Source organism: Streptomyces sp. D2-8 (assembly GCF_023184515.1).
GTDB lineage: Bacteria > Actinomycetota > Actinomycetes > Streptomycetales > Streptomycetaceae > Streptomyces.
The window spans coordinates 582421-604203 of sequence record NZ_JAAHBP010000003.1; the positions used below are offsets into that span (position 1 = coordinate 582421).

General features: G+C 73.5%; 18 protein-coding genes. 13 read left to right on the forward strand and 5 right to left on the reverse strand.

Annotated elements, in window-relative coordinates:
* Window positions 1-3: 3 nt before the first annotated feature.
* From G3I77_RS08995 to putP, 3 genes are all read left to right on the forward strand, one after another.
* Window positions 4-1656, forward strand: coding sequence for a serine/threonine-protein kinase (locus G3I77_RS08995; protein ID WP_248502090.1), 1653 nt, complete (start codon window positions 4-6; stop codon window positions 1654-1656).
* Entirely contained in the window at window positions 1653-2360 is a 708-nt protein-coding gene (locus G3I77_RS09000) for a hypothetical protein (protein WP_248502091.1), read from the forward strand. Before G3I77_RS08995 ends, G3I77_RS09000 begins: the two co-directional genes overlap by 4 nt.
* 145 nt (window positions 2361-2505) lie before the next feature.
* Entirely contained in the window at window positions 2506-6087 is a 3582-nt protein-coding gene (gene putP / locus G3I77_RS40845; protein WP_308311369.1) for a sodium/proline symporter PutP, read from the forward strand.
* 45 nt (window positions 6088-6132) lie between these two features.
* Here putP and G3I77_RS09015 read toward each other — a convergent pair whose 3' ends face one another.
* Entirely contained in the window at window positions 6133-6348 is a 216-nt protein-coding gene (locus G3I77_RS09015; RefSeq protein ID WP_248502092.1) for a hypothetical protein, read from the reverse strand.
* 115 nt (window positions 6349-6463) lie between these two features.
* Here G3I77_RS09015 and G3I77_RS09020 point away from each other — a divergent pair, with 115 nt between their 5' ends.
* Complete coding sequence (locus G3I77_RS09020; protein WP_248502093.1) at window positions 6464-7369, forward strand: LysR family transcriptional regulator; 906 nt, start codon at window positions 6464-6466, stop codon at window positions 7367-7369.
* 61 nt (window positions 7370-7430) lie between these two features.
* Here the strand turns inward: G3I77_RS09020 and G3I77_RS09025 are convergent, their stop codons facing one another.
* On the reverse strand, window positions 7431-8009 hold the full coding sequence (locus tag G3I77_RS09025; protein ID WP_248502094.1) for a TetR/AcrR family transcriptional regulator: 579 nt from the start codon (window positions 8007-8009) through the stop codon (window positions 7431-7433).
* A gap of 244 nt (window positions 8010-8253) precedes the next feature.
* Here G3I77_RS09025 and G3I77_RS09030 point away from each other — a divergent pair, with 244 nt between their 5' ends.
* From G3I77_RS09030 to G3I77_RS09045, 4 genes are read left to right on the forward strand one after another with little or no spacing between them, the layout of a single operon-like run.
* Entirely contained in the window at window positions 8254-8799 is a 546-nt protein-coding gene (locus G3I77_RS09030; RefSeq protein WP_248502095.1) for a (2Fe-2S)-binding protein, read from the forward strand.
* The gene (locus G3I77_RS09035; protein ID WP_248502096.1) at window positions 8796-9788 is read left to right on the forward strand and encodes a xanthine dehydrogenase family protein subunit M; all 993 of its coding nucleotides are present in this window, start codon (window positions 8796-8798) and stop codon (window positions 9786-9788) included. Before G3I77_RS09030 ends, G3I77_RS09035 begins: the two co-directional genes overlap by 4 nt.
* Window positions 9785-11902, forward strand: coding sequence for a xanthine dehydrogenase family protein molybdopterin-binding subunit (locus tag G3I77_RS09040; protein ID WP_248502097.1), 2118 nt, complete (start codon window positions 9785-9787; stop codon window positions 11900-11902). Before G3I77_RS09035 ends, G3I77_RS09040 begins: the two co-directional genes overlap by 4 nt.
* Window positions 11895-13025: an XdhC/CoxI family protein gene (locus G3I77_RS09045; protein WP_248502098.1), complete on the forward strand. Its 1131-nt coding sequence runs from the start codon at window positions 11895-11897 to the stop codon at window positions 13023-13025. The genes G3I77_RS09040 and G3I77_RS09045 overlap by 8 nt, the downstream gene beginning before the upstream one ends.
* Window positions 13026-13202: 177 nt before the next feature.
* Here G3I77_RS09045 and G3I77_RS09050 read toward each other — a convergent pair whose 3' ends face one another.
* Window positions 13203-13766 carry an NAD(P)H-dependent oxidoreductase gene (locus tag G3I77_RS09050; protein ID WP_248502099.1) on the reverse strand — a complete coding sequence of 188 codons (564 nt, stop codon included), beginning with the start codon at window positions 13764-13766 and terminating at the stop codon, window positions 13203-13205.
* Between the two features lie 127 nt (window positions 13767-13893).
* Here G3I77_RS09050 and G3I77_RS09055 point away from each other — a divergent pair, with 127 nt between their 5' ends.
* The 3 genes from G3I77_RS09055 to G3I77_RS09065 all read left to right on the forward strand — a co-directional run bounded on the left by G3I77_RS09055 (window position 13894) and on the right by G3I77_RS09065 (window position 17359).
* On the forward strand, window positions 13894-14562 hold the full coding sequence (locus G3I77_RS09055) for a TetR/AcrR family transcriptional regulator (RefSeq protein ID WP_248502100.1): 669 nt from the start codon (window positions 13894-13896) through the stop codon (window positions 14560-14562).
* Between the two features lie 82 nt (window positions 14563-14644).
* Window positions 14645-15694, forward strand: a complete 1050-nt coding sequence (locus tag G3I77_RS09060) for a LacI family DNA-binding transcriptional regulator (RefSeq protein WP_374385372.1) — start codon at window positions 14645-14647, stop codon at window positions 15692-15694.
* Between the two features lie 228 nt (window positions 15695-15922).
* Window positions 15923-17359: a benzaldehyde dehydrogenase gene (locus G3I77_RS09065; RefSeq protein ID WP_248502102.1), complete on the forward strand. Its 1437-nt coding sequence runs from the start codon at window positions 15923-15925 to the stop codon at window positions 17357-17359.
* A 45-nt stretch (window positions 17360-17404) separates the two neighbouring features.
* On the opposite strand, the gene trxA is transcribed toward G3I77_RS09065, so the two are convergent.
* Window positions 17405-17785: a thioredoxin gene (gene trxA / locus G3I77_RS09070; RefSeq protein ID WP_248502103.1), complete on the reverse strand. Its 381-nt coding sequence runs from the start codon at window positions 17783-17785 to the stop codon at window positions 17405-17407.
* A 119-nt stretch (window positions 17786-17904) separates the two neighbouring features.
* On the opposite strand from trxA, the gene G3I77_RS09075 reads away from it, so the two are divergent.
* Entirely contained in the window at window positions 17905-19335 is a 1431-nt protein-coding gene (locus G3I77_RS09075; RefSeq protein ID WP_248502104.1) for an NAD(P)/FAD-dependent oxidoreductase, read from the forward strand.
* A gap of 200 nt (window positions 19336-19535) precedes the next feature.
* On the opposite strand, the gene G3I77_RS09080 is transcribed toward G3I77_RS09075, so the two are convergent.
* Window positions 19536-20180, reverse strand: a complete 645-nt coding sequence (locus tag G3I77_RS09080) for a peptide deformylase (RefSeq protein WP_248502105.1) — start codon at window positions 20178-20180, stop codon at window positions 19536-19538.
* Between the two features lie 153 nt (window positions 20181-20333).
* Here G3I77_RS09080 and G3I77_RS09085 point away from each other — a divergent pair, with 153 nt between their 5' ends.
* A complete protein-coding gene (locus G3I77_RS09085) occupies window positions 20334-21737 on the forward strand; it encodes a PepSY domain-containing protein (protein ID WP_248502106.1) in 1404 nt (467 codons plus the stop codon).
* Window positions 21738-21783: the final 46 nt, after the last annotated feature.

Here is a 21783-nt window from a genome sequence, read left to right on the forward strand (position 1 = left end):
GGAATGAACACATGGGAAGTGCCTGGATACACCGAGTCGCTCGAACTCGGGTCGGGGGCGAGCGGGCGGGTCGTACTCGCCGTGCACGAGGAGACCGGCGTGCCCGTGGCCGTGAAGTACCTCAGCGAGACCCTGCGCGTCCGGCCGGGCTTCGTGCACGACTTCCGGGCGGAGGCGCGGCTGCTCGGCGGCCTCGAGAGCCCGTACGTGGCCGGGCTGTACGAGTACGTGGAGAGCCCGGACGGCGCCGCCATCGTGATGGAGCTGGTCGAGGGCGTCCCGCTGCGTGCGCTGCTGAAGCGGGAGGGCCCGCTCGGCCCCGAGGCCGCGCTCGTGGTCCTCAAGGGCTCGTTGCTCGGTCTGGCCGACGCGCACCGCGTCGGCGTCGTCCACCGCGACTACAAGCCGGAGAACGTCCTGGTCATGCCGGACGGGTCCTCCAAGCTCGTCGACTTCGGCATCGCCGTGGACACGGGCACCAGCGCGGGTGTGGCGGGAACCCCCTCCTACATGGCCCCCGAGCAGTGGACCGGGGCACCCGCCTCGCCCGCCGCGGACGTGTACGCGGCCACGGCCACCTTCTTCGAGTGCCTGACGGGTCACAAGCCGTACGCGGGCGACAACATCGCGGAGCTCGCGCTGCAGCACGTCGACGCGCCCGTCCCCGCCGAGGAGGCCCCCGAGGCGGTGCGGGAGCTGATCCGCCGTGGTCTGGCCAAGGACCCGTGGGAACGGCCCGCACAGGCCGATGCGTTCGTCGGGGAACTGGAAGCCGCTGCCGGCGCCGCCTACGGCCCCGACTGGGAGGAACGCGGCCGGGGCCGGCTCGCCGCACTGGTGGCACTGCTGCCGCTGCTCCTGCCCTCGGCCCGCAACGCGCCCCGGAGCGACACGGACACCGCACGCACGGTGCTGAGCCGGAACCCGGGACCGGGCGGGGCGCGGTCGTGGCTGCCGGGCCGGCCCGGACTGCTCGTCTCCGGTGCCGCCGTCCTCCTCGCTGCCCTCCTGACCTATGGCCTCCCGTACGCTCCGGGGACCGCGGCGCAGCGAGTGGCGCAGGCCCTGGCCACCACCGGTGCCCGGCCCGGCGCTGAGCCGGCGGCGCCCCCCGCCCCGACGGTCTCGTCCTCCTCCCCGTCCGCCACACCGGCCGCGTCGGCCGGCCTGTCGCCGTCACCCACCGTGTCCGCCACGGGCCCGGCGCCCACCGGCACCGGCCAGTCGCCGGCCGCCGCCACCTCGGCGTCCGGCCAGGCGACGTCGGCGCCCGGCGCGGCGAGCACCGCGGCGACACCCACGACCGCCGCCCCCACCTCACCTGCCGGTGCCACCGTCAAGGACGTCGCCGTGTCGGCCTTCCGGCAGACGGGCCCCTCGACCGCCACCGCGACCGTCGACATCACCACGGACGGCACCGGCCCGCTCTCCCTCACCGTCTCCTGGTTCACGGGCGACACGGCCGGAGAGCCGGGCAGCCCGGACGGCGCGTCCCAGACCTTCCAGCGCAGCGGAGCCACCCAGTACACGCTCACCGTCGACCACACCTTCCAGAACCTCGGCTGCTACTGGACGGTGCAGGCCACGACCACCCCGGCCGCCGCCGACGGAGGCGCCTCGCAGCAGCTCCTGACCAGACGGTGCTTCCTGCGATGAGCGCCCGCGACGACGACCGCGTCCCCACGACAACGCCCGCCGGCGAGCGCACCGAGGTGCCGCCACCCGTTGAGGAGCCCCGCTCCGCCGGCCACGACGCCGAGTACAGCGCCACCGTGCTGGCCGGCCACTGGGTCCAGCGGCCCGAACCGGACGAGGCCCTCGTCGAGCAGTCCTGGACGAAGACCCGCCCGACGCGGCCCGATCGCGTCGAGGGCGCCGTGTTGCGGTTCGGCCCGGGCGTGACCGCCGCGCTCGCCCATCGCACCCACCGGACGCTCCCCGCCGTACCGTCGCCTCCCGCGCCCCCGGGCCGGCGGCTGCGCAGGCACGCCCTGCCCGCGCTGGTCGTGGTCTGCGTCCTCGCGTTCCTCGCCTGGCAGCGCCTCGGACCGCCCCTGGCGGTGCGGGAGGTGACGGTCACGGCCCGGCCGACGGCTCTGGGATGTGACGGCACCGCGGACCTCGTCGGCCTCGTCACCACGAACGGCCGCCCGGGCACGCTGTCCTACCGCTGGATCCGAAGCGACGGCACCGCCTCGGGCGTACTGAGGGAAGTGCTGGTCCGGGGCCAGCGGCAGGCACGCCTCCACCTGCGCTGGACCTTCCAGGGCACGGGGCAGCGCACGGCACAGGCCGAACTGCGCATCCTCTCCGGCACTCCGCGCACGGGCACCGCCCGCTTCGCGTACGACTGCCCCTGACCGGTCATCGCGCCGAAGCGCGGATCCCCCTCTGCGCCGGTCGCTCCCTCATGGCCTGGATCTGTACATTTGTACGGCAGGACCTACCGACACCAGGCGTGCCGATGGCCGCGCCCGTTGCATGAGCCTCGCAGGCGAGGACCATATGTTTGATCTGAGTGCGCCGACCGTGACCACGTTCCTCGTGTACGTGGCAGCCATGATCGGAACCGGTGTCTGGGCCTACACCCGCACGCGCACCTTCACCGACTTCGCTCTGGGCGGACGCAGGCTCAACGCGCTCGTCGCCGCCCTGTCCGCAGGAGCCAGTGACATGTCCGGCTGGCTGTTCCTCGCCCTGCCCGGAGCAGTCTACGCCGCCGGTGTCGGCGCCAGCTGGATCGCCGTCGGCCTGGTCGTGGGCACCTACCTCAACTGGCTGTTCGTCGCGCCCCGGCTGCGCACTTACACCGAACGGGCCGAGAACGCCGTGAGCCTGTCGGCCTACCTGGAGGAACGGTTCGAGGACCGCACCCGGATGCTCAGGCTGGTGTCGGCCGCCGTGACCCTGGCATTCTTCACCCTCTACGTGGCCAGCGGCTTCGTGGCCGGCGGGCTGTTGTTCGAGCAGGTCTTCGATGTCCGGTTCGATCTCGGGGTGACCCTGACCGCCCTGGTGATCGGTGTCTACGCGTGCCTGGGCGGCTTCCTCGCCGTGAGCCTGACGCACGTGATGCAGGGCACTCTGATGTTCCTCGCCCTGCTCGTGGTCCCGCTGACCGGTGTCGCGGTGCTCGGGGGCTTCGGCGCACTGGGCGACGCCCTCAAGGGAAAGACGCCTGGTCTGCTCGACATGGGGGCCAGGGTCGGCTACGCGGACGGACGGTGGTCGGACGGCGGGTCCCTCGGTGCCGTGGCGACGATCTCGCTGCTCGCCTGGGGCCTCGGCTACTTCGGCCAGCCCCACATCCTGGCCCGCTTCATGGGCATCCGCAGCACCCGCGCCGTCCCCGCGGCCCGCCGCATCGGAACGGCCTGGGCCGGTGTCGTGCTCGCCGGCGCCACACTCGTCGGCCTGGTGGGGATCGGGCGGCTCGGCACGCCCCTGGGCGACCCGGACACGGTGTACATCGTCCTGGCCGAGGCCCTGCTCACGCCGTGGGTCGCCGGCCTGATGCTGATCGCCGTACTGGCCGCCATCATCTCGACCGCGGACAGCCAGCTCCTCGTGTCGTCCACCGCCCTCACCGAGGACTTTTACCACGCGTTCCTCCACCGGCGGGCCGGGGACCAGGTGCTGGTGCGGGTCGGCCGCGGCGCCGTCGTCCTGGTGATCGCGGTGGCCTTCGTGATCGCGCTCAGGGGCGGCGGCCTGCTCGACATCGTCTCCCATGCCTGGGCGGGCTTCGGTGCGGCCTTCGGGCCGGTGGTCCTCCTCTCGCTGTACTGGCCGCGCATGACGTGGGCGGGAGCCATGGCCGGGATCGTGTCGGGCGCCGCCACGGTGCTGTTCTGGGGCCACATCAATCCACTGCTCGGGCCCCTGGAGTCCGGCATCTACGAAATGGTCCCGGGCGTACTGGTCGCCACGGCCGCCGCACTGGTCTTCGGCCGGTTCGTCGGCCGACCGCCGAAACGGGCCTTCTGGCGCATGCCGGGAGGCGCGGTGAGCCAGTTGACGGTCACCCCCTTTCTCAGCCACGCACCGGTCGGTATGGCCGTCCTGGACACGGACCTGCGCTACGTCTGGGTGAACGACTCGCTGGACCGCCTCATCCCCCTCGAAGAGCGACTGGGGCGGCAAGTGCGGGACGTGCTGCCGGGGGCGGAGGCGGAGGCCTTCGAGGAACAGATGCGCAAGGTACTCGAGACCGGGGACCCGGTGCTGGACTACGAGTACCGGGGGCCGAGCCACGCCGATCCCGACCGGATTCGCGCGTGCTCCGCCTCCTTCTTCGGCATGCGGGACCGCAAAGGCCGGTTCGTGGGCATCTCCTACCTCGTCGTCGACGTCACCGAGCGCTGGCGGGCTCAGGAACGCCTGGCGCTGCTGAACGACGCGGGCGCTCGTATCGGCAGCACGCTGGAGGTGACGCGGACCGCGCAGGAGCTGGCGGACGAGGCGGTGCCGTCCGTCGCCGAGTTCGTCGCCGTCGATCTGCTGGACTCGGTCATGCGGGGCGAGGAGCCCGCCCCCGGACCGGTCGGCATGACGCCCGTCATCCGCCGCGCCGGCCAGCGGTCGGTGCGTGAGGGCTGTCCGGAGGCGAGCCTGTCCGTGGGGGAAACGGTTCGGCGCGCTCCCTTGTCGCCCGTGACCCGGAGCCTGCTGGAGAGCAAAACGCGGGTGGAGCGGGTCCTGGACCTCTCCCACAGTGCCTGGGTGACCGAGGACGAGTCCCTGGGAGCCTCCCTCCGCGACTTCGACTTCCGGTCGCTGATCGTGGTTCCGGTGCGGGCGCGCGGCGTCACGCTGGGAGTGGCGACGTTCGCCCGCACGGCGCGTATGGGCCCCTTCGAGGACGACGACGTGCGTCTTGCCGAGGAACTCGTCTCGCGCGCGGCTCTGTGCGTCGACAACGCGCGCCGCTACACACGCGAGCGCACCGCGGCCCGCTCCATGCAGCGCTACCTGCTGCCGCATGAGCTGGCCGGCGGATCCGCCCTGGAGGTCGCCTCCTGGTACCTGCCCGCGGACGCGCCCAGCGGTGTGGGCGGCGACTGGTTCGACGTGATCCAGCTCTCCGGAGCCCGGGTCGCACTGGTCGTCGGGGACGTCGTCGGACACGGCATGAACGCGGCGGCGACCATGGGGCGCCTGCGCACCGCGGTACGCACGCTCGCCGACCTGGACCTCCCCCCGGACGAACTGCTGGCGCATCTCGACGACCTCGTCATCGGCCATCTCGGGGCGTACGACAGCAAGGAGCCGGCGGCGGCTGGCGACGAGAGCGCGGGCGCCGCGTTCCTCGGGGCCACCTGCCTGTACGCCGTGTACGACCCGGTCGGCAGACGGTGCACGCTGGCCCGCGCCGGCCACCTCCCGCCCGTGATCGTCCGTCCCGACGGCACCGCCGACATCCTCGACCTGCCCGCCGGACCGCCCCTCGGGCTCGGCTACCTGCCCTTCGAGTCCATCGAGGTGGAGCTGGCCGAGGGCACTCTCCTCGCCCTCTACACGGACGGCCTCATCGAGACCTACGACCGGGATATCGACGCCGGGCTCTCCCGGCTGGGCGACGCCCTGGCGGTGCGCGGGGCGGGCCTGCGGGAGATCGGCATGGGAGCGGTCGACGCCCTCCTGACGGGTCCGCCGTCCGACGACGTGGCCCTGCTCCTGGCCCGGACCCACGGCCTGGCCCCGGACCAGGTCGTCTCCTGGAGCCTGCCCCGCGATCCGGCCGCCGTCGCGCATGCCCGCGGTCTGGTCGGCGAGCAGATGGAGGAGTGGGCCCTGCCCGACCTGACCTTCACCACGGAGCTCATCGTCAGCGAACTGGTCACCAACGCCATCCGCCATGCGACCGGACCGGTCGGTCTGCGCCTGATCCGGGACCGCGTCCTGATCTGCGAGGTCTCCGACGGCGGCAGCACCTCACCGCGCCTGCGCCACGCCCGGACCACCGACGAGGGAGGGCGGGGGCTGCTGATCGTGGCCCAGCTCGCCCAGCGGTGGGGCACCCGCTACACGACGACCGGCAAGGTCATCTGGACGGAGCAGGTCATCCCCGCCGACGCGGTCGTCTAGGGCGTGCCGCCCGGAACGCGCCACCGGGAAGTCCCGGTGGCGCGCTCAGCGGCTCGTGGCACCGGACCGGATCGCGGGCCGGCTGCGGGAGACGACGCGCGTTCCGCACCCGTCGGTGACCCGCACCTGCAGCGAGCCGCATCCGCAGCGCGTCCACTCCGTGCGGCCCGTCGCGGTGGTGTGCCGCGACAGCACCTGGAACGGCTCGCCCCGGTCCGGCCAGCCGCAGTGCGGGCAGGCGCTGGCATCCGTGCTGGTCATGACTGACTCCTCGTACGTCGTGGCTGGCTGACCGTCGCGACACAGCCAGGGTGCGTCGAAAGATCCGTACATGTCCAGGTTGACTTTGTGGACGTCACTGTGAAGCCTGGCCTTCATGATTGACCTGCGCCGACTGCACGTCCTGAGGGCGGTCGCCCACTACGGCACGGTCACCGCGGCCGCCCGGGCCCTGCACTTCACGCCGTCCGCCGCCTCCCAGCAGGTCCGGCAGCTCGCCCGGGACCTGGGTGTCGACCTGCTGGAGCCGCAGGGGCGCGGGGTGCGTCTCACGCCGGCCGCCGAGAGCCTGCTCGCGCACGCCGACGCCATCCAGGCCCGCTGGGACCAGGCCGAACTGGATCTACGGGCCGACCACGGGGCGCCTTCCGGGGTGCTGCGGGTGACCGGGTTCCCGGTGGCCGTCTCGGTGCTGCTGGCGCCGATGGCGGCCCGGCTGGGGGAGCGGCATCCGCGGTTGTCCGTCCGGATCACCGAGGCGGTGGTCCCGGAGAGTTTCGACCTGCTCTTCGAGGGCGACACCGACCTGGCGGTCGTCGAGGCCACCCCGCACAACCCGCCGCTGAGCGACACGCGGTTCGACCAGCAGCCGCTGCTCGACGACCCGTTCGACCTCGTCGTACCCGAAGGGCACCGGCTGGCGGGGCGGGCCCGGGTCGATCTCGCCGAGGCGGCACGGGAGGCGTGGATCGCGCCGGTGGAGGACAGCCCCTGCCGTCCGCACGTCCTCTCCGCCTGCGGCGCGGCCGGGTTCACCCCCGAGGTCGTCCATCACGCCCTCGACTGGAACGTCTGCGCCCACCTCGTGGCCCACCGGCTCGGCGTCGCCCTCATCCCGCGCCTGGCCCACCTGACCCCGCATCTGCCGATCACCCGGGTCCGCTGCACCGGCAACCCCCATCGCAAGCTCCTGACCTGCACGCGGGGCGGCGTCCACGCCCGACCGGCGGTGGCGGCGGCACTCGAGGAACTTCGGGGCCTGGCACCCACGGCGGTCGCTTGAAGGCCGGCCACCCGGGACCGACCCGTACGCAGGGCCCTTGCCGGGCCGAAGCCCCCGCGCGTCACCGCCCAGGCGCCCCCACGCGCAGCGCGTCCATGACGAAGTCCAGCAGGCGGGTGGCGCGCGGTTGCCAGTCGGTGTGGGGGTCGATCGTCCAGAGGCCGCCGATGGCGAGGAAGAGGTCGTCCGCGGTGATCCCCGGGCGGATGGTGCCGGCCTCCTCGGCGGACCGGAGCAGGCGTTCGGCCGCCTCGGTCACCGGGGTGTGGCCGGGCTTCGCCGGCTGCCCGGGTGCGCTGGTGGCCTGCCGGATGGCGTCGGCCAGGCCCGCCTTGGCCATGGCGAACCGCGCCAGCCGGTCCATCCACTCGCGCAGCGCCCGGTCGGGTTCCCGGCTCTCGAGCAGTGGCGTCGCGGTGTCGGCGACCTGCTGCATCTCGTGCCGGTAGATCTCCAGGACGAGCGCCTCACGGGTGGGGAAGTGGCGGTAGAAGGTGCCCTGCCCGACGCCCGCCTTCTTGGCGATGGTGCTCAGCGGGGCGTCCGCCGAACGCGTCAGTTCGTCCAGCGCCACTTCCAGGATGCGCTCGCGGTTGCGCTGCGCGTCCGAGCGCAGGGGAGCATCCCTGTTCTGCCGCACTCGCCCTCCTCGCGGGCCGTGGCCGAAACCCGGCCCTTGTTAAGCGGACAGTTGTCCGTTACGTTTTCCGAGTAACGGACACCTGTCCGCTTGCCCCATCGTATCGGCGTGCCACCCGTGCGGACAGCCCGCGGCGGCCGCACCCCGGGCCGGCCCGCCCCGCATTCCGCGTGGTCGCGAACCGGCATCGCCACCCCCTGCGCTCCTGCCCCCCCGACTTCGCGATGTGAGAGAGAAGGCTTCCATGCCCCCATCGACGTCCAGCGACCTCACCCTGTCCGTCAACGGCGAGAAGTACACGCTGACCGTCGACCACCGCACCACCCTGCTCGACGCCTTGCGTGAGCGCCTGGACATGACCGGCACCAAGAAGGGCTGCGACCAGGGGCAGTGCGGCGCCTGCACGGTCCTGGTCGACGGGCGCCGGAGCGTGGCCTGTCTGCACCTGGCGGTCGCGGCCGAAGGACGCGAGATCACCACCATCGAAGGCGTGGCCGAGGGCGAGCGACTGCACCCGGTGCAGCAGGCGTTCCTCGACCTGGACGGCTTCCAGTGCGGCTACTGCACACCCGGCCAGATCTGTTCGGCCATCGCCGTGATCGAGGAGCACGCGGCCGGCTGGCCGAGCGCGGTCACCGGCGATGTCCGGCCCGAGGCGGGACCACCACCGCTGACCCCGGAGGAGATCCGCGAGCGCATGAGCGGAAACCTGTGCCGCTGCGGCGCGTACGTGTCGATCGTCCAGGCCGTGGCCCGGGCCGCCGAAGAGACGAAGGGAGCGGCCGCGTGAGGGAGTTCGGCTACCAGCGGGCGTACGACGTCTCCGGCGCCGTGGCGCTGCTCGACGGCGACGGGGAAGCCCGCTTCCTGGGCGGCGGCACCAACCTCGTCGACCTGATGAAGACCGGCGTCGAGCGGCCCGCCCGGCTCGTCGACGTACGCGAACTGCCCCTGAACCGCGTCGAGCCGGCCGAGGACGGCGGGCTGCGCATCGGGGCGACCGTCACCAACAGCGACCTGGCCGCCCACCCCGAGGTCCGGCGCCGCTACCCGGCACTCGCGCAGGCGGTGCTGGCCGGTGCCTCCGGGCAGCTGCGCAACATGGCCACCGTCGGCGGCAACCTGCTCCAGCGCACCCGCTGCGGCTACTTCACCGACGTCACCTCCCCCTGCAACAAGCGCGATCCCGGCAGCGGCTGCCCCGCGATCGCCGGCGAGCACCACAACCACGCCATCCTGGGCGCCTCCGGCCACTGCGTCGCCACCCACCCGTCCGACATGGGCGTGGCCCTGGCCGCCTTCGACGCGCGCGTGGCGTACGAAACGGCCGCCGGGCCGGGGGAGTTGCCGCTCGCCGATCTCTACCTGCCGGTGGGGGAGACCCCGCACCGGGAGACGGCCCTGCCGCCGGGCGCCCTGATCACCGGCGTCACCCTGCCGCCCACCGCCACGGCGGCCAACTCCCGCTACCGCAAGGTGCGCGAGCGGGCCTCCTACGCCTTCGCCATCGGCTCCATCGCCGCCGCGCTCGACGTACGGGACGGCCTCGTCCACGACGTACGCCTGGCCTTCGGCGCGGTCGCCTCCCGCCCCTGGCGCGCCCGAGCGGCCGAACGCGTCCTGACCGGCGCCCCCGCCGACGCCGGGAACTTCGCGGCCGCGGCGGACGCCGAACTGGCGGCCGCCAGGCCCCTGCCCCACAACGGATACAAGGTGACCCTGATGCGCAACCTCGTCGTGGCCGTGCTGAGCGAACTCGCCGAGGAGACCGCCCGATGACCACCGCCGCCACCAGGGGAGCCGTCGGCACCGCGCACACGCGCGTGGAGGGCCGCGACAAGGTCACCGGAGCGGCCCGCTACGCCGGCGAGATCCCCTTCGCCGAACTCGCCCACGGCTGGCTGGTGCTGTCCACCGTCGCCCGCGGCCGCGTTCGCGCCATGGACACCGAGGCCGTGCTCGGGATGCCCGGCGTCCTCACCGTGCTCCACCACCACAACGCCCCGCGCGTCGACACCGGCTACACCGGCATGATGGGCACCCCGCCGGACCCGAGCGTCGGCCTCTTCCAGCACGACCGGGTGTCCCACGCGGGCTGGCCCGTGGCCCTGGTCGTCGCCGAGACCTCCGAGCAGGCCAGGGAGGCCGCCGAGGCGCTCGTGGTGCACTACGACCAGGAGCCCCACGACGTCGCGTTCTCGTCGGAGCGCGAGGACGAGGCGTACGCGCTCGACGGGCACCTGCCGGCCGTGGTGGAGAAGGGCGATCTGGAGGCCGGACTCGCGGCGTCCGCCGTCGTGGTGGACGCGGAGTACACCACCCCGGAGGAGCACCACAACCCGATGGAGCCGCACGCGGCGACGGCCCGCTGGGAGGGCGGCCGGCTGGAGGTCGTCGACTCCAACCAGGGCACCAACTGGGTCGCCGGTGAGCTCGCGAACCTGTTCTCCCTCGACCCGGCCTCCGTGCGGGTCCGCTCCGAGCACGTCGGCGGCGGTTTCGGCAGCAAGGGCGCCCGCGCGCACCAGGTGGCCGCCGTGATGGCCGCGACCGTGCTGCAGCGCCCGGTCCGGGTCGTCATGACCCGGCGGCAGATGTTCTCCCTGGCCGGCCACCGCAGCCCCACCGCCCAGCGGGTCCGGCTCGGCGCCGACGCGGACGGGCGGCTGCGCGCCCTGGAGCACCGGTCGCTGAACCAGACCTCGACCGTCCACGACTTCGTCGAGCCGAGCGCGGCGGCGAGCCGGTCGATGTACGCCGCCGACGCCCACCACACGGCCAGCAGGCTCGTGAAGCTCGACGTCCCCACCCCCACCTGGATGCGCGCCCCGGGTGAGGCGCCGGGCTCGTTCGCGCTGGAGTCGGCGCTCGACGAGCTCGCCGAGCGGTGCGGCATCGACCCCATCGAGCTGCGGGTCCGCAACGAGCCCGCGGTGGGCCCGGTCTCCGGGCTGCCGTTCAGCGGCCGCAACCTGATCGCCTGCTTCCGGGAAGGCGCCCGCAGGTTCGGCTGGGCCGAGCGGGACCCACGGCCCGGAGTACGCCGGGAGGGCCGCTGGCTGCTCGGCACGGGCACCGCGGCGGCCTCCTTCCCCGCGATGGCCGTGCCGTCCACGGCGGCCGTGACCGCGGAGGCGGACGGCACCTTCACGGTGGGCGTCAACGCCGCGGACATCGGCACCGGCGCGAGGACCGCGCTCACCCTGGTGGCCGCCGACGCCCTCGAGGTGCCCACGGACCGTGTCCGGGTGCGGATCGGGGACAGCGACCTCGGCCCCGCGATGATCGCCGGCGGTTCGGCGGGCACCCGCTCCTGGGGCTGGGCCGTCACGGCCGCCGCCGAGGAACTGCGCCAGAGCCTCGTGCCGGGCGCCGACATCCCGCCGGAGGGCATCACCGTACGGTCGAACACGGCCGAGGCCATCGGGGCGCTGGCCCAGAAGGAGCGGCATTCGTTCGGGGCGCAGTTCGCGGAGGTCGCCGTCGACCCCGCCACCGGCGAGGTCCGCGTGCGCCGCATGCTGGGCATCTTCGCGGCCGGCCGGATCGTCAACCCGCTCACCGCCCGCAACCAGTTCGTCGGCGGCATGATCTGGGGCATCTCCATGGCCCTGCACGAGGAAGCCGTCCGGGACCGGGCGAGCGGTGGCCTCTACGGCGCCGACCTCGCCGGCTACCACGTCGCCGCGCACGCCGACGTCCCGCACATCGAGGCCGACTGGGTCGACGACCCCGACCCGGACGACCCGGTCGGCATCAAGGGCATCGGCGAGGTCGGCATCGTGGGCGCGGCCGCGGCGGTCGCCAACGCCGTGTGGCACGCGACCGGCGTACGCCACCGGAACCTGCCGATCCGGCCCGACCGCGTGCTGCTGGCGGGCGGCGATGCTTGATCTCGCAGGGCCCCTGCACGAGTGGATCGAGGAGGGCCGGGACTTCGCCGTCGCCACGGTCGTCGCCGTCGGCGGCAGCGCCCCGCGCCCTCTCGGCGCCGCGCTGGCCGTCTCCGCCGACGGCACGGCCATCGGCTCGGTCTCCGGGGGCTGTGTGGAAGGAGCGGTGTACGACCTGTGCCTTCAGTCCCTCCAGGACGGCGGGACACTGGTCGAACGGTTCGGCTACAGCGACGAGGACGCCTTCGCGGTGGGGCTGACCTGCGGCGGGACGATCGACGTCATGATCACCCCGTTCGCGGGCGGCCGTGCGGTCGAGGAGGCCGCGCTGGCGGCTGCGGCCCGGGACGAACCCGTGGCCCTGGCCCGGGTGGTGCGAGGCCCGGCCGGCCTCCTCGGCCAGGCCCTCGTCGTCCGCCCCGACGGCTCATACGACGGTGCTCTCGGTGGCGACCCGGGCCTGGACCGCACGGCGCTCGACCGGGCCCGCGCCCTGCTCGAGACCGGCCGCACCGGCACGGTGGAGCTCTCCGAGAACGGGTCGCACTGCCCCGGCGGTCTCACCCTGCTCGTCGAGGCGGCCGTGCCCCCGCCCCGCATGATCGTCTTCGGCGCGATCGACTTCGCGGCGGCCCTGGTCCGGGCGGGAAGTTTCCTCGGCTACCACGTCACCGTGTGCGACGCCCGCCCCGTCTTCGCGACCCGGGCCCGCTTCCCGGAGGCCGACGAGATCGTCGTCGACTGGCCCGACCGCTACCTCCGGCGCACCGAGACCGACGAACGCACCGTGCTGTGCGTGCTCACCCACGACGCGAAGTTCGACATCCCCCTGCTGGCCGAGGCGCTGCGGCTGCCGGTCGCCTACGTCGGCGCCATGGGCTCGCGCCGCACCCACGAGGACCGCAACCGCCGGCTGCGTGAAGCGGGCGTGAGCGAGCACGAGCTGACCCGGCTCAGGTCGCCGATCGGCCTCGACCTGGGGGCCCGTACGCCCGAGGAGACCGCCGTGTCCATCGCGGCGGAGATCATCGCGGCACGGCACGGCGGGACGGGAACACCACTCACCGACTCGGCCACACCGATCCACAGGGCCGGCCGCGAGACGTATCCCCAACCGGCCTGAGGATCATCCCGGGCCGACGGTCCGGGTCGGGCGCTTGCCCGGGGTGTCGTGCGCCTGTCCCGGGGCGGGTCGGGGTTGCCTGGTGTGTCGACCAGTCGGTGGACACCCTGCCGGCATGACGGAGGGGCCGGGGCCGTTGCCGGCCGCGGCCCCTCCATGGGCGCGAGGTGAGGACGGTCAGGCCGCGGCGGGCTCCGAGGCGTGACCGTGCAGACGGGCGATGACCTCGGTCAGCTGCTCGGCGACCTCGGCGTCGTCGGCCGGGTGGGTCTCGGCGAAGCGGGTCATCGAGCCGGGGATGGACAGCTTGACGTCCTCCAGGACCTTGCCGCCGGCCACGCCCACGGACTTGCGGGTCTCGTCGTGCGCCCAGACACCGCCGTACTGGCCGAACGCGGTGCCGACCACGGCGACCGGCTTGCCGCCGAGGGCACCGGCACCGTACGGACGGGACAGCCAGTCGATGGCGTTCTTCAGGACGGCCGGGATGGTGCCGTTGTACTCGGGGGTGAAGAGGATCAGGCCGTCGGCGGCGTTCGCGGCCTCGCGCAGCCGCGCGGCGGCGGCCGGGACGCTGCCCTCCACGTCGATGTCCTCGTTGTAGAAGGGAATCTCGGCCAGACCCTCGAACAGGTCCACCTCGGCACCTTCGGGGGCGAGCTTGACGGACGCCTCGGCGAGCTGGCGGTTGTGCGAACCGGCGCGAAGGCTGCCGACGAGGGCGAGGATACGAACGGACATGCTGACTCCCACATCTGAGCACTGCTCTGAAAGGACTGCTGACGATCCGGACCGGAGTCCGTTTAACGTTGTAGCATCCTAACCGGACCGCGGTCCAGTTTTGTTCCCGATGCTTTACGCTGGCTTCATGTCCGCCGCCCCGCCCCCCTTCCCGACGCCCCAGGAGCCCGTCGGCCACCCCGAGCTGCTTCAGCTCGGCACCGCCGTGGAGGACGACGAGCCGTGCCTGCGGGCTGACGCCGCGCGCAACCGCGCCCGGCTGCTGGAGGCCGCCGGGCGGCTGGTGGCGGAGCGCGGCGCGGAGGCCGTCACGATGGAGGCCGTGGCCGCCGAGGCCTGTGTCGGCAAGGGCACGGTCTTCCGCAGGTTCGGCGACCGCACCGGCCTGCTGACGGCGCTGCTCGATCACTCCGAGAAGAAGTTCCAGGCCGCGTTCCTCGGCGGCCCGCCGCCGCTCGGACCCGGAGCGCCGCCCGTGGAGCGGCTGCGGGCGTTCGGCTGCGCGATGTTGCGCCGCTCGGCCGACGAGCTGGAGCTGCAGCTGGCGGCCGAGCCCGGCGCGAGCCGCCGCTATGTCGCCCCCGCCCGTCGTGTGCTGCGGCACCACATGGAGATGCTGCTGCGGCAGGCCGTCCCCGAAGCGGACTGTGAACTCCTCTCCCACGCGCTGATGGGCCAGCTCGACCCGGCCCTCGTGCACCACCTGACCAGGCAGCGTGGCATACCGCTGTCCCGCCTGGAGGTCGCGTGGATCGACCTGGTCGACCGGGTGACGGGCGCGGGCGCCGCCCGCTGAGAGTACTCCGCTCCACCCCGTGAGCGCTCACGGGTTCCTCACAACTCCCCCGCCGGAAGCGCGCATTGGGGCTTCTGCCAAGATGCCGTACGTCATGGTGCAGATACCCAGAACGCCCGCGCCCCCGTCCCCCGCACCGTCGCGCTCCGTGCCCACGAGCGCCGATGTGGCCCGCCTGGCCGGCGTCTCGCGCGCGACCGTCTCCTACGTCCTCAACAACACCAGCGCCGTACGGATCAGCGAACCCACCCGCCGCCGTGTGCACGAGGCCGCGAGGGAACTCGGGTACGTACCGCACGCGGCGGCCCGCAGCCTGCGTGCCGGGCACAGCCGGATGGTCCTGATCCCCGCGCCGACCTTCCCCGTAGGCCCGCTCTACAACCGGTTCCTCACCGACCTCCAGGGATCGCTCGGCAGCCTGGACTACACGGTCGTGCAGTACGGCACCGGCGGCCCGCACGGCGACGAAGCCGCCTGCGCCTGGGCCGAGTTACGGCCCGTGGCCGTGCTCGTGCCCGGCTCCGGGCTCGGCCCGCGCGGGGTGGCGGTGCTCAAGCGCTCGGGGGCGCGGGCCGTGGTCACCCTCGGCCCCGAGACCATCGAGGGCGCGCACGCGCTGCTCATGGACCACGACGTCGTCGGCCACAGCGCGGGCGCCCACCTCTACGACCGCGGCCGGCGCCGGATCGGCGTCGTCGTCCCGCAGGAGCCCGGACTCGAGGCGTTCTCCGCACCTCGTCTCGACGGCGTGCGCCAGTCGGTGCGCGGCACGGACGCCACCGTGACCGAACTGCCCCTCGCCTACGACGAACAGGCCGCGGCGCGCCTCGCCGCCCGCTGGCGGACCCTCGGCCTGGACGCCGTGTTCACCTACAACGACGAGTACGCGATGCTGCTGATGCGGGCGCTGCTGGACGAGGGCATCCGCATCCCCGAGGAGACGGCCGTGATCGGCGCCGACGACCTGATGCTCGGGCGGCTGCTGCGGCCCCGGCTGAGCACGGTCCAGCTGAAGTTGCCCTGCGGCCGTGAACTCGCCGAACTGGTCGACCGCGCGGTGCGCAGACCCGCCACCGAGCCCGAGACGCACAAGGTGCTCGGGGCGACGGTGCTGCACCGCGAATCGAGTTGATCCGGCGGGGCGCGACTCCCCGACAGGGGGGTCGCCGCCCGGCTTTCGTGCCGCGGCACGGCTAGGATGTTGCATGCTCAACAAAACGGGGGCGCGTTCCTGCGCGGGCCGCGGCGCACACCGCTGCGCCCGCTCGGCGCGCCCCGCCATGTGACCGCCGAACCGGCCGCGCACGCACGGGAGTTCGCCCACCCCGTCAGCCGGTGACCGATCGATCGGAGAGCCGTCATGCCGTTGCTCGACACCAGGAGCTGGCAGCCCCGCCGCCTCGCGGGGCCCGAGTACACCGTCACCGAGCCCGCCACCGGCCAAGCCCTCGGTACCCTCGCCCTCGCCACCCCCGAGGACGTCGGGGCCGCCGCCGAGCGGGCCGCGGCAGCCCAGCGCGCGTGGGCACGCACCCCGCACTTCGCGCGGGCCGCCGTGCTCCGCAAGGCCGGCGACCTGTTCACCGAGCACGCCGCCGAACTGCGCGAATGGATCGTCCGCGAATCGGGCTCCGTCCCCGGCAAGGCCGACTTCGAACTGCACGTCGCCGCCCAGGAGTGCTACGAGGCCGCCGCGCTCGCCTCCCGCCCGGCCGGCCAGGTGCTGCCCAGCGAAGCGCCGCGCCTGTCGTACACGCGCCGCGTCCCGGCCGGCGTGGTGGGCGTGATCTCGCCGTTCAACGCCCCGCTGATCCTGTCCATCCGCTCCGTGGCACCGGCCCTGGCGCTGGGCAACGCGGTCCTGCTGAAGCCGGACCCGCGCACGGCCGTCTGCGGAGGGCTGTCCCTGGCCGCGGTCTTCGCCGCCGCGGGCCTGCCGGAGGACCTGCTGCACGTGCTTCCCGGCGGCCCGGACGCCGGACAGGCCCTGGTCGCCGACCCGCGCGTGCCCGTCATCTCCTTCACCGGCTCCACCGCCGCCGGACGGGCCGTCGGCGAGGCCGCCGGACGTCACCTCAAGCGGGCCCACCTGGAACTGGGCGGCAACTCCGCCATGATCGTGCTGGAGGACGCCGACCTCGACGCGGTGATCTCCACGGCCGCCTGGGGCTCGTTCTTCCACCAGGGCCAGATCTGCATGACCACCGGACGCCATCTGGTGCACGCGTCCCTCTACGACGAGTACGTCGAGCGGCTGGCCGCCAAGGCCGACTCACTCGCCGTCGGCGACCCGCACCGGGACCAGGTCCACCTGGGCCCCATCATCGACTCGGGCCAGCTCACCAAGATCAGCGGCCTGGTCGAGGCCAGCACGGCCGCGGGCGCCAAGCTCGCCGCCGGCGGTACCCACGACCGGCTCTTCTACCGGCCGACGGTCCTCGCCCATGTCGACGACCGCACCCCCGCGTACGCGGAGGAGGTCTTCGGCCCGGTGGCACCCGTCCGTTCCTTCACCACTGCCGACGAGGCGGCGGCCCTGGCCGGGCAGAGCCCGTACGGCCTCTCCCTGGGCATCGTCACCAGGGACCCGGCCCGCGGCCTGGACCTCGCCGAGCGCATCCCGACCGGCATCGTCCACATCAACGACCAGACCGTGAACGACGAGGCCGTGGCACCCTTCGGCGGAGTCGCCGCCTCCGGCACCGGCGCCCGCTTCGGTGGTGAGGCCAATCTGGAGGCGTTCACCGAACTGCGCTGGACGACGGTACGCGGAGACGTCGCTCCGTACCCCTTCTAGAGCCCCCGTACCCGAGGGCCCGGGCTCCCGGGCCCTCGGGGCGGGTCACTCGGCCGGCTGCTGGGCCTGCTGCTCGGCGACCGCCTTGCGGACCTCGTCCATGTCGAGGTTGCGGGCCTGCCCGATGACGTCCGTCAGGGCGGCCTCGGGCAGGGCGCCCGGCTGGGCGAAAACGGCGACCTGGTCACGGACGATCATCAGCGTGGGGATGGACTGGATACCGAAGGCCGCGGCCAGCTCGGGCTGCGCCTCGGTGTCCACCTTGCCGAACACCAGGTCCGGGTTCTCCTCCGCCGCCTTCTCGTAGACCGGGGCGAACTGCTTGCACGGCCCGCACCAGGACGCCCAGAAGTCGATCAGGACGAACTCGTTGTCCGTGACCGTCTGGTCGAAGTTCTCCTTGGTGAGCTCCACGGTGCTGCTCATGGCGTAAATCCCTCTTCCTGGTGTGGGGTCAAGCCGTCGGCACAACACGGCCGACCGGACACGTATTCCGCGCCCCTACCCATGTGGCCAGGGCGCACACCACCCACCAGACTGACCCCATGACGGAAACGGAAACCAACGCGTACGACGTCGTGGTGCTCGGGGCCGGGCCCGTGGGGGAGAACGTCGCCGACCGCACCCGCGCGGCCGGACTGACCACCGCGGTCGTGGAGAGCGAGCTGGTCGGCGGCGAGTGCTCCTACTGGGCGTGCATGCCCAGCAAGGCCCTGCTGCGGCCGGTGATCGCACGCGCGGACGCCCGCCGTGTGCCGGGCCTGCGCCAGTCGGTGCAGGGCCCCCTCGACGCGTCCGCGGTCCTCGCTCACCGGGACTACTACACCTCCCACTGGAAGGACGACGGTCAGGTCGGGTGGCTCGACTCCATCGGCGCCGACCTGCACCGCGGCCACGGGCGCCTCACCGGCCCCCGCACGGTGACGGTCACCGGCCCGGACGGCGGCGAGCGCGTCCTGACCGCCCGGCACGCCGTCGCCGTCTGCACCGGCAGCCGTGCCGCCCTGCCCGGCCTGCCCGGGCTGGACGCCGTCAAGCCGTGGACGAGCCGGGAGGCCACCAGCTCCCCGACCGTGCCCGGCCGGCTGATCGTGATCGGCGGCGGCGTGGTCGCCACCGAGATGGCCACGGTCTGGCAGGCCCTCGGCTCGCAGGTGACCCTGCTGGTCCGCGGCAAGGGCCTGCTTCCCCGGATGGAGCCCTTCGCCGGGGAGCTGATCGCCGAGGCGCTCACGGAGGCCGGCGCGGACGTCCGTACGGGCACCTCGGTGGAGTCGGTGACCCGGGAGAACGGGGCGGTCGTGGCCGTCACCGACAGGGGCGACCGCATCGAGGCCGACGAGATCCTCTTCGCCACCGGCCGCGCCCCGCGCACCGACGACATCGGCCTGGAGACGATCGGCCTCGACCCCGGCTCCTGGCTGCCGGTCGACGACAGCCTCCGCGTGACCGGCCACGACTGGCTGTACGCGGTCGGCGACGTGAACCACCGGGCCCTCCTCACCCACCAGGGCAAGTACCAGGCCCGCATCGCGGGCGCCGCCATCGCCGCGCGGGCCACCGGGGAGACCCTCCTCGCACAGCCCTGGGGCGCCCACGCCGCGACCGCCGACCACGCCGCCGTCCCCCAGGTCGTCTTCACCGACCCGGAGGCCGCGGCCGTCGGCCTGTCCCTGGCCGAGGCGGAACAGGCAGGGCACCGGGTGAAGGCCGTCGACGTGGACCTGTCCACCGTCTCCGGGGCCGGCCTGTACGCCGACGGCTACCAGGGCCGCGCCCGCATGGTCGTCGACCTCGAGAACGAGATCCTGCGCGGCGTCACCCTCGTCGGCCCCGGCGTCGGCGAACTCATCCACTCCGCGACCGTCGCGGTCGCCGGCCAGGTTCCCGTCAGCCGCCTGTGGCACGCCGTCCCGTCGTACCCGACGATCAGCGAGGTGTGGCTGCGGCTGCTGGAGGCGCACCGCGACGCGTGACCTCCGTTCAGTCGGCGTCGCCGCAGGGCCGGCGGTGCCGTCACGCGTGCGCGGGCACCACGAGCTCCCGGTAGTCGTCGTCCCACAGGTCCTCCTGCGCCTCCGGCAGCAGCACCCGGTCCGGCCGCAGCGCGTCGGTCACGGCAACGGCGGCGCCGCCGAGGACGCCTGCGCATTTCGGCCGGGAGGCTCGGCGCGCGCTACGGCAGCTCGAAGCCGAGCGCCCGTGCCGCCTCCTGCGGCGTCGGCTGAGCCCAGCGCTCCGCCATGGCCTGGTTGGACGACAGCGAACGCGACTCGGCGCGGTCCAGGTACAGGACGCCGTCGAGGTGGTCCGTCTCGTGCTGCACGATCCGGGCCGGCCAGCCCGTGAACACCTCGTCCAGGGCCCGCCCGTGCTCGTCCTGCCCGGTCACCCGCACCTCGGCGTGCCGCGCCACCACCGCCTGCCAGCCCGGAACGCTGAGGCAGCCCTCGAAGAACGCGGCCCGCGCGTCTCCGGCCGGCTCGTAGGCGGGATTGACCAGCACGCGGAACGGCTGCGGCACCCGCCCGCGCGCGAGACGCACCTCCTCCGGCACCGGAGCCGGATCCTCGATCACCGCGATCCTGAGCGGCACACCGACCTGCGGCGCCGCCAGACCGACCCCGGGCGCCGCGCGCATGGTGACCCGCAGGGCCTCGACGAACCGGGCCAGCAGGTCGGGCCCCAGTTGACCGTCGTAGGGCTCAATGCCGTGCCGCAGCACCGGGTCGCCGGCCGCGACGATGGTCAACGGCAGGCCCTGGTCGAGGAGTTGCTCGACCCGCTCGGCCAGGAGTGCGCGATCGCTCGGTGTTCCCATCGCGTCAGGATGGCACGACACCCCCCACCCCCGCGTGACGCAGGTCACATGTGTTCTCCGGGAACTGAACGCCCCGCCGCCCCGACTACTGCACCGCAACGGCCACCGCCAACACCGCAACGGCCCAGAAGACGTCCCCGGAGAAGCCCGCCGATGACCACCGCTCCCTCGACCACCACGGACGAGGCCCCGCAGCCAGCCGCCCCGGCACCGTCGAAGAGCAGCTGGGCCCCCCTGCGCCCGCTGATCCTCCGCCTGCACTTCTACGCCGGGGTGCTGGTGGCGCCGTTCCTCCTCGTCGCCGCCGTCACCGGCCTGCTGTACGCCGGATCCTTCCAGGCCGAGAAGCTCGTGTACGACCACGAACTGACCGTCCCCGTAGGCGAGAAGAAGCTGCCGATCAGCGAGCAGGTGGCCGCCGCGCGCACGGCCCACCCCGAGGGCACGATCTCGGCCGTACGCCCCTCACCGGAGGCCGACGCGACGACCAGGGTGATGCTGTCCGGCGTCCCGGGCGTCGACGAGGGCCACGCGCTCGCCGTGTTCGTCGACCCGTACACCGCGAAGGTGCGCGGCTCCCTCGAACAGTACGGCTCGACCGGCGCCCTGCCGCTGCGCACCTGGATCGACGAGTTCCACCGGGACCTGCACCTGGGAGAGCAGGGGCGGCTGTACAGCGAGCTGGCGGCCAGCTGGCTGTGGGTGATCTCGGCGGGCGGCCTGGTGCTGTGGTTCTCCCGGCGCCGGGCTCTGCGCAAGGTACGGGGGACGAAGGGGCGGCGCCGCACCCTCGGACTGCACGGCAGTGTCGGCGTATGGGCGGCGGCCGGCTTCTTCTTCCTCTCGGCGACCGGTCTGACCTGGTCGGCCTACGCCGGGGCCACCATCGACGAGCTGCGGACCTCGCTGGGCCAGGCCACCCCCTCGGTGTCGGCGGCGGCCGGCGGTGAACACGCCGGCCACGGCTCCGCCGCCGGGCAGGCGGGCGACGCCGCGCACGGCGTGGGCCTGGACAAGGTCCTGGCGGCGGCCCGCTCCGAGGGCCTGGGTGACCCGGTGGAGATCGTGCCGCCCGCCGACGCGAACTCGGCGTACGTCGTCAAGCAGGTGCAGCGCGGCTGGCCCTCGAAGCAGGACGCCGTCGCGATCGACCCGGCCGACGGCGAGGTCATGGACGTGCTGCGCTTCGCGGACTACCCGGTCCTCGCGAAGCTCACCCGGTGGGGCATCGACCTGCACACCGGCATCCTCTTCGGCCTGGCCAACCAGATCGCCCTGATGCTGCTCGCACTCTCCCTGATCCTGCTGATCGTGTGGGGCTACCGCATGTGGTGGCAGCGCGGCCGCGGCACCGCCTTCGGCCGTCCGATCCCGCGCGGCGCATGGCAGCAGGTCCCGCCCCAGATCCTGGTACCGCTGCTGGCGGGCATCGCCGTACTCGGGTACTTCCTGCCCCTGTTCGGCATTCCCCTGGCGGCCTTCCTCGCCGTCGACGTTCTGCTGGGGGAGATCGCCCACCGGCGGGGGCGGCGGTCGTACGGGACACCGGCCGCGTAGCGGACGCACCGATGCCCGGCTCCCCACGGAGCCGGGCATCTTCCGG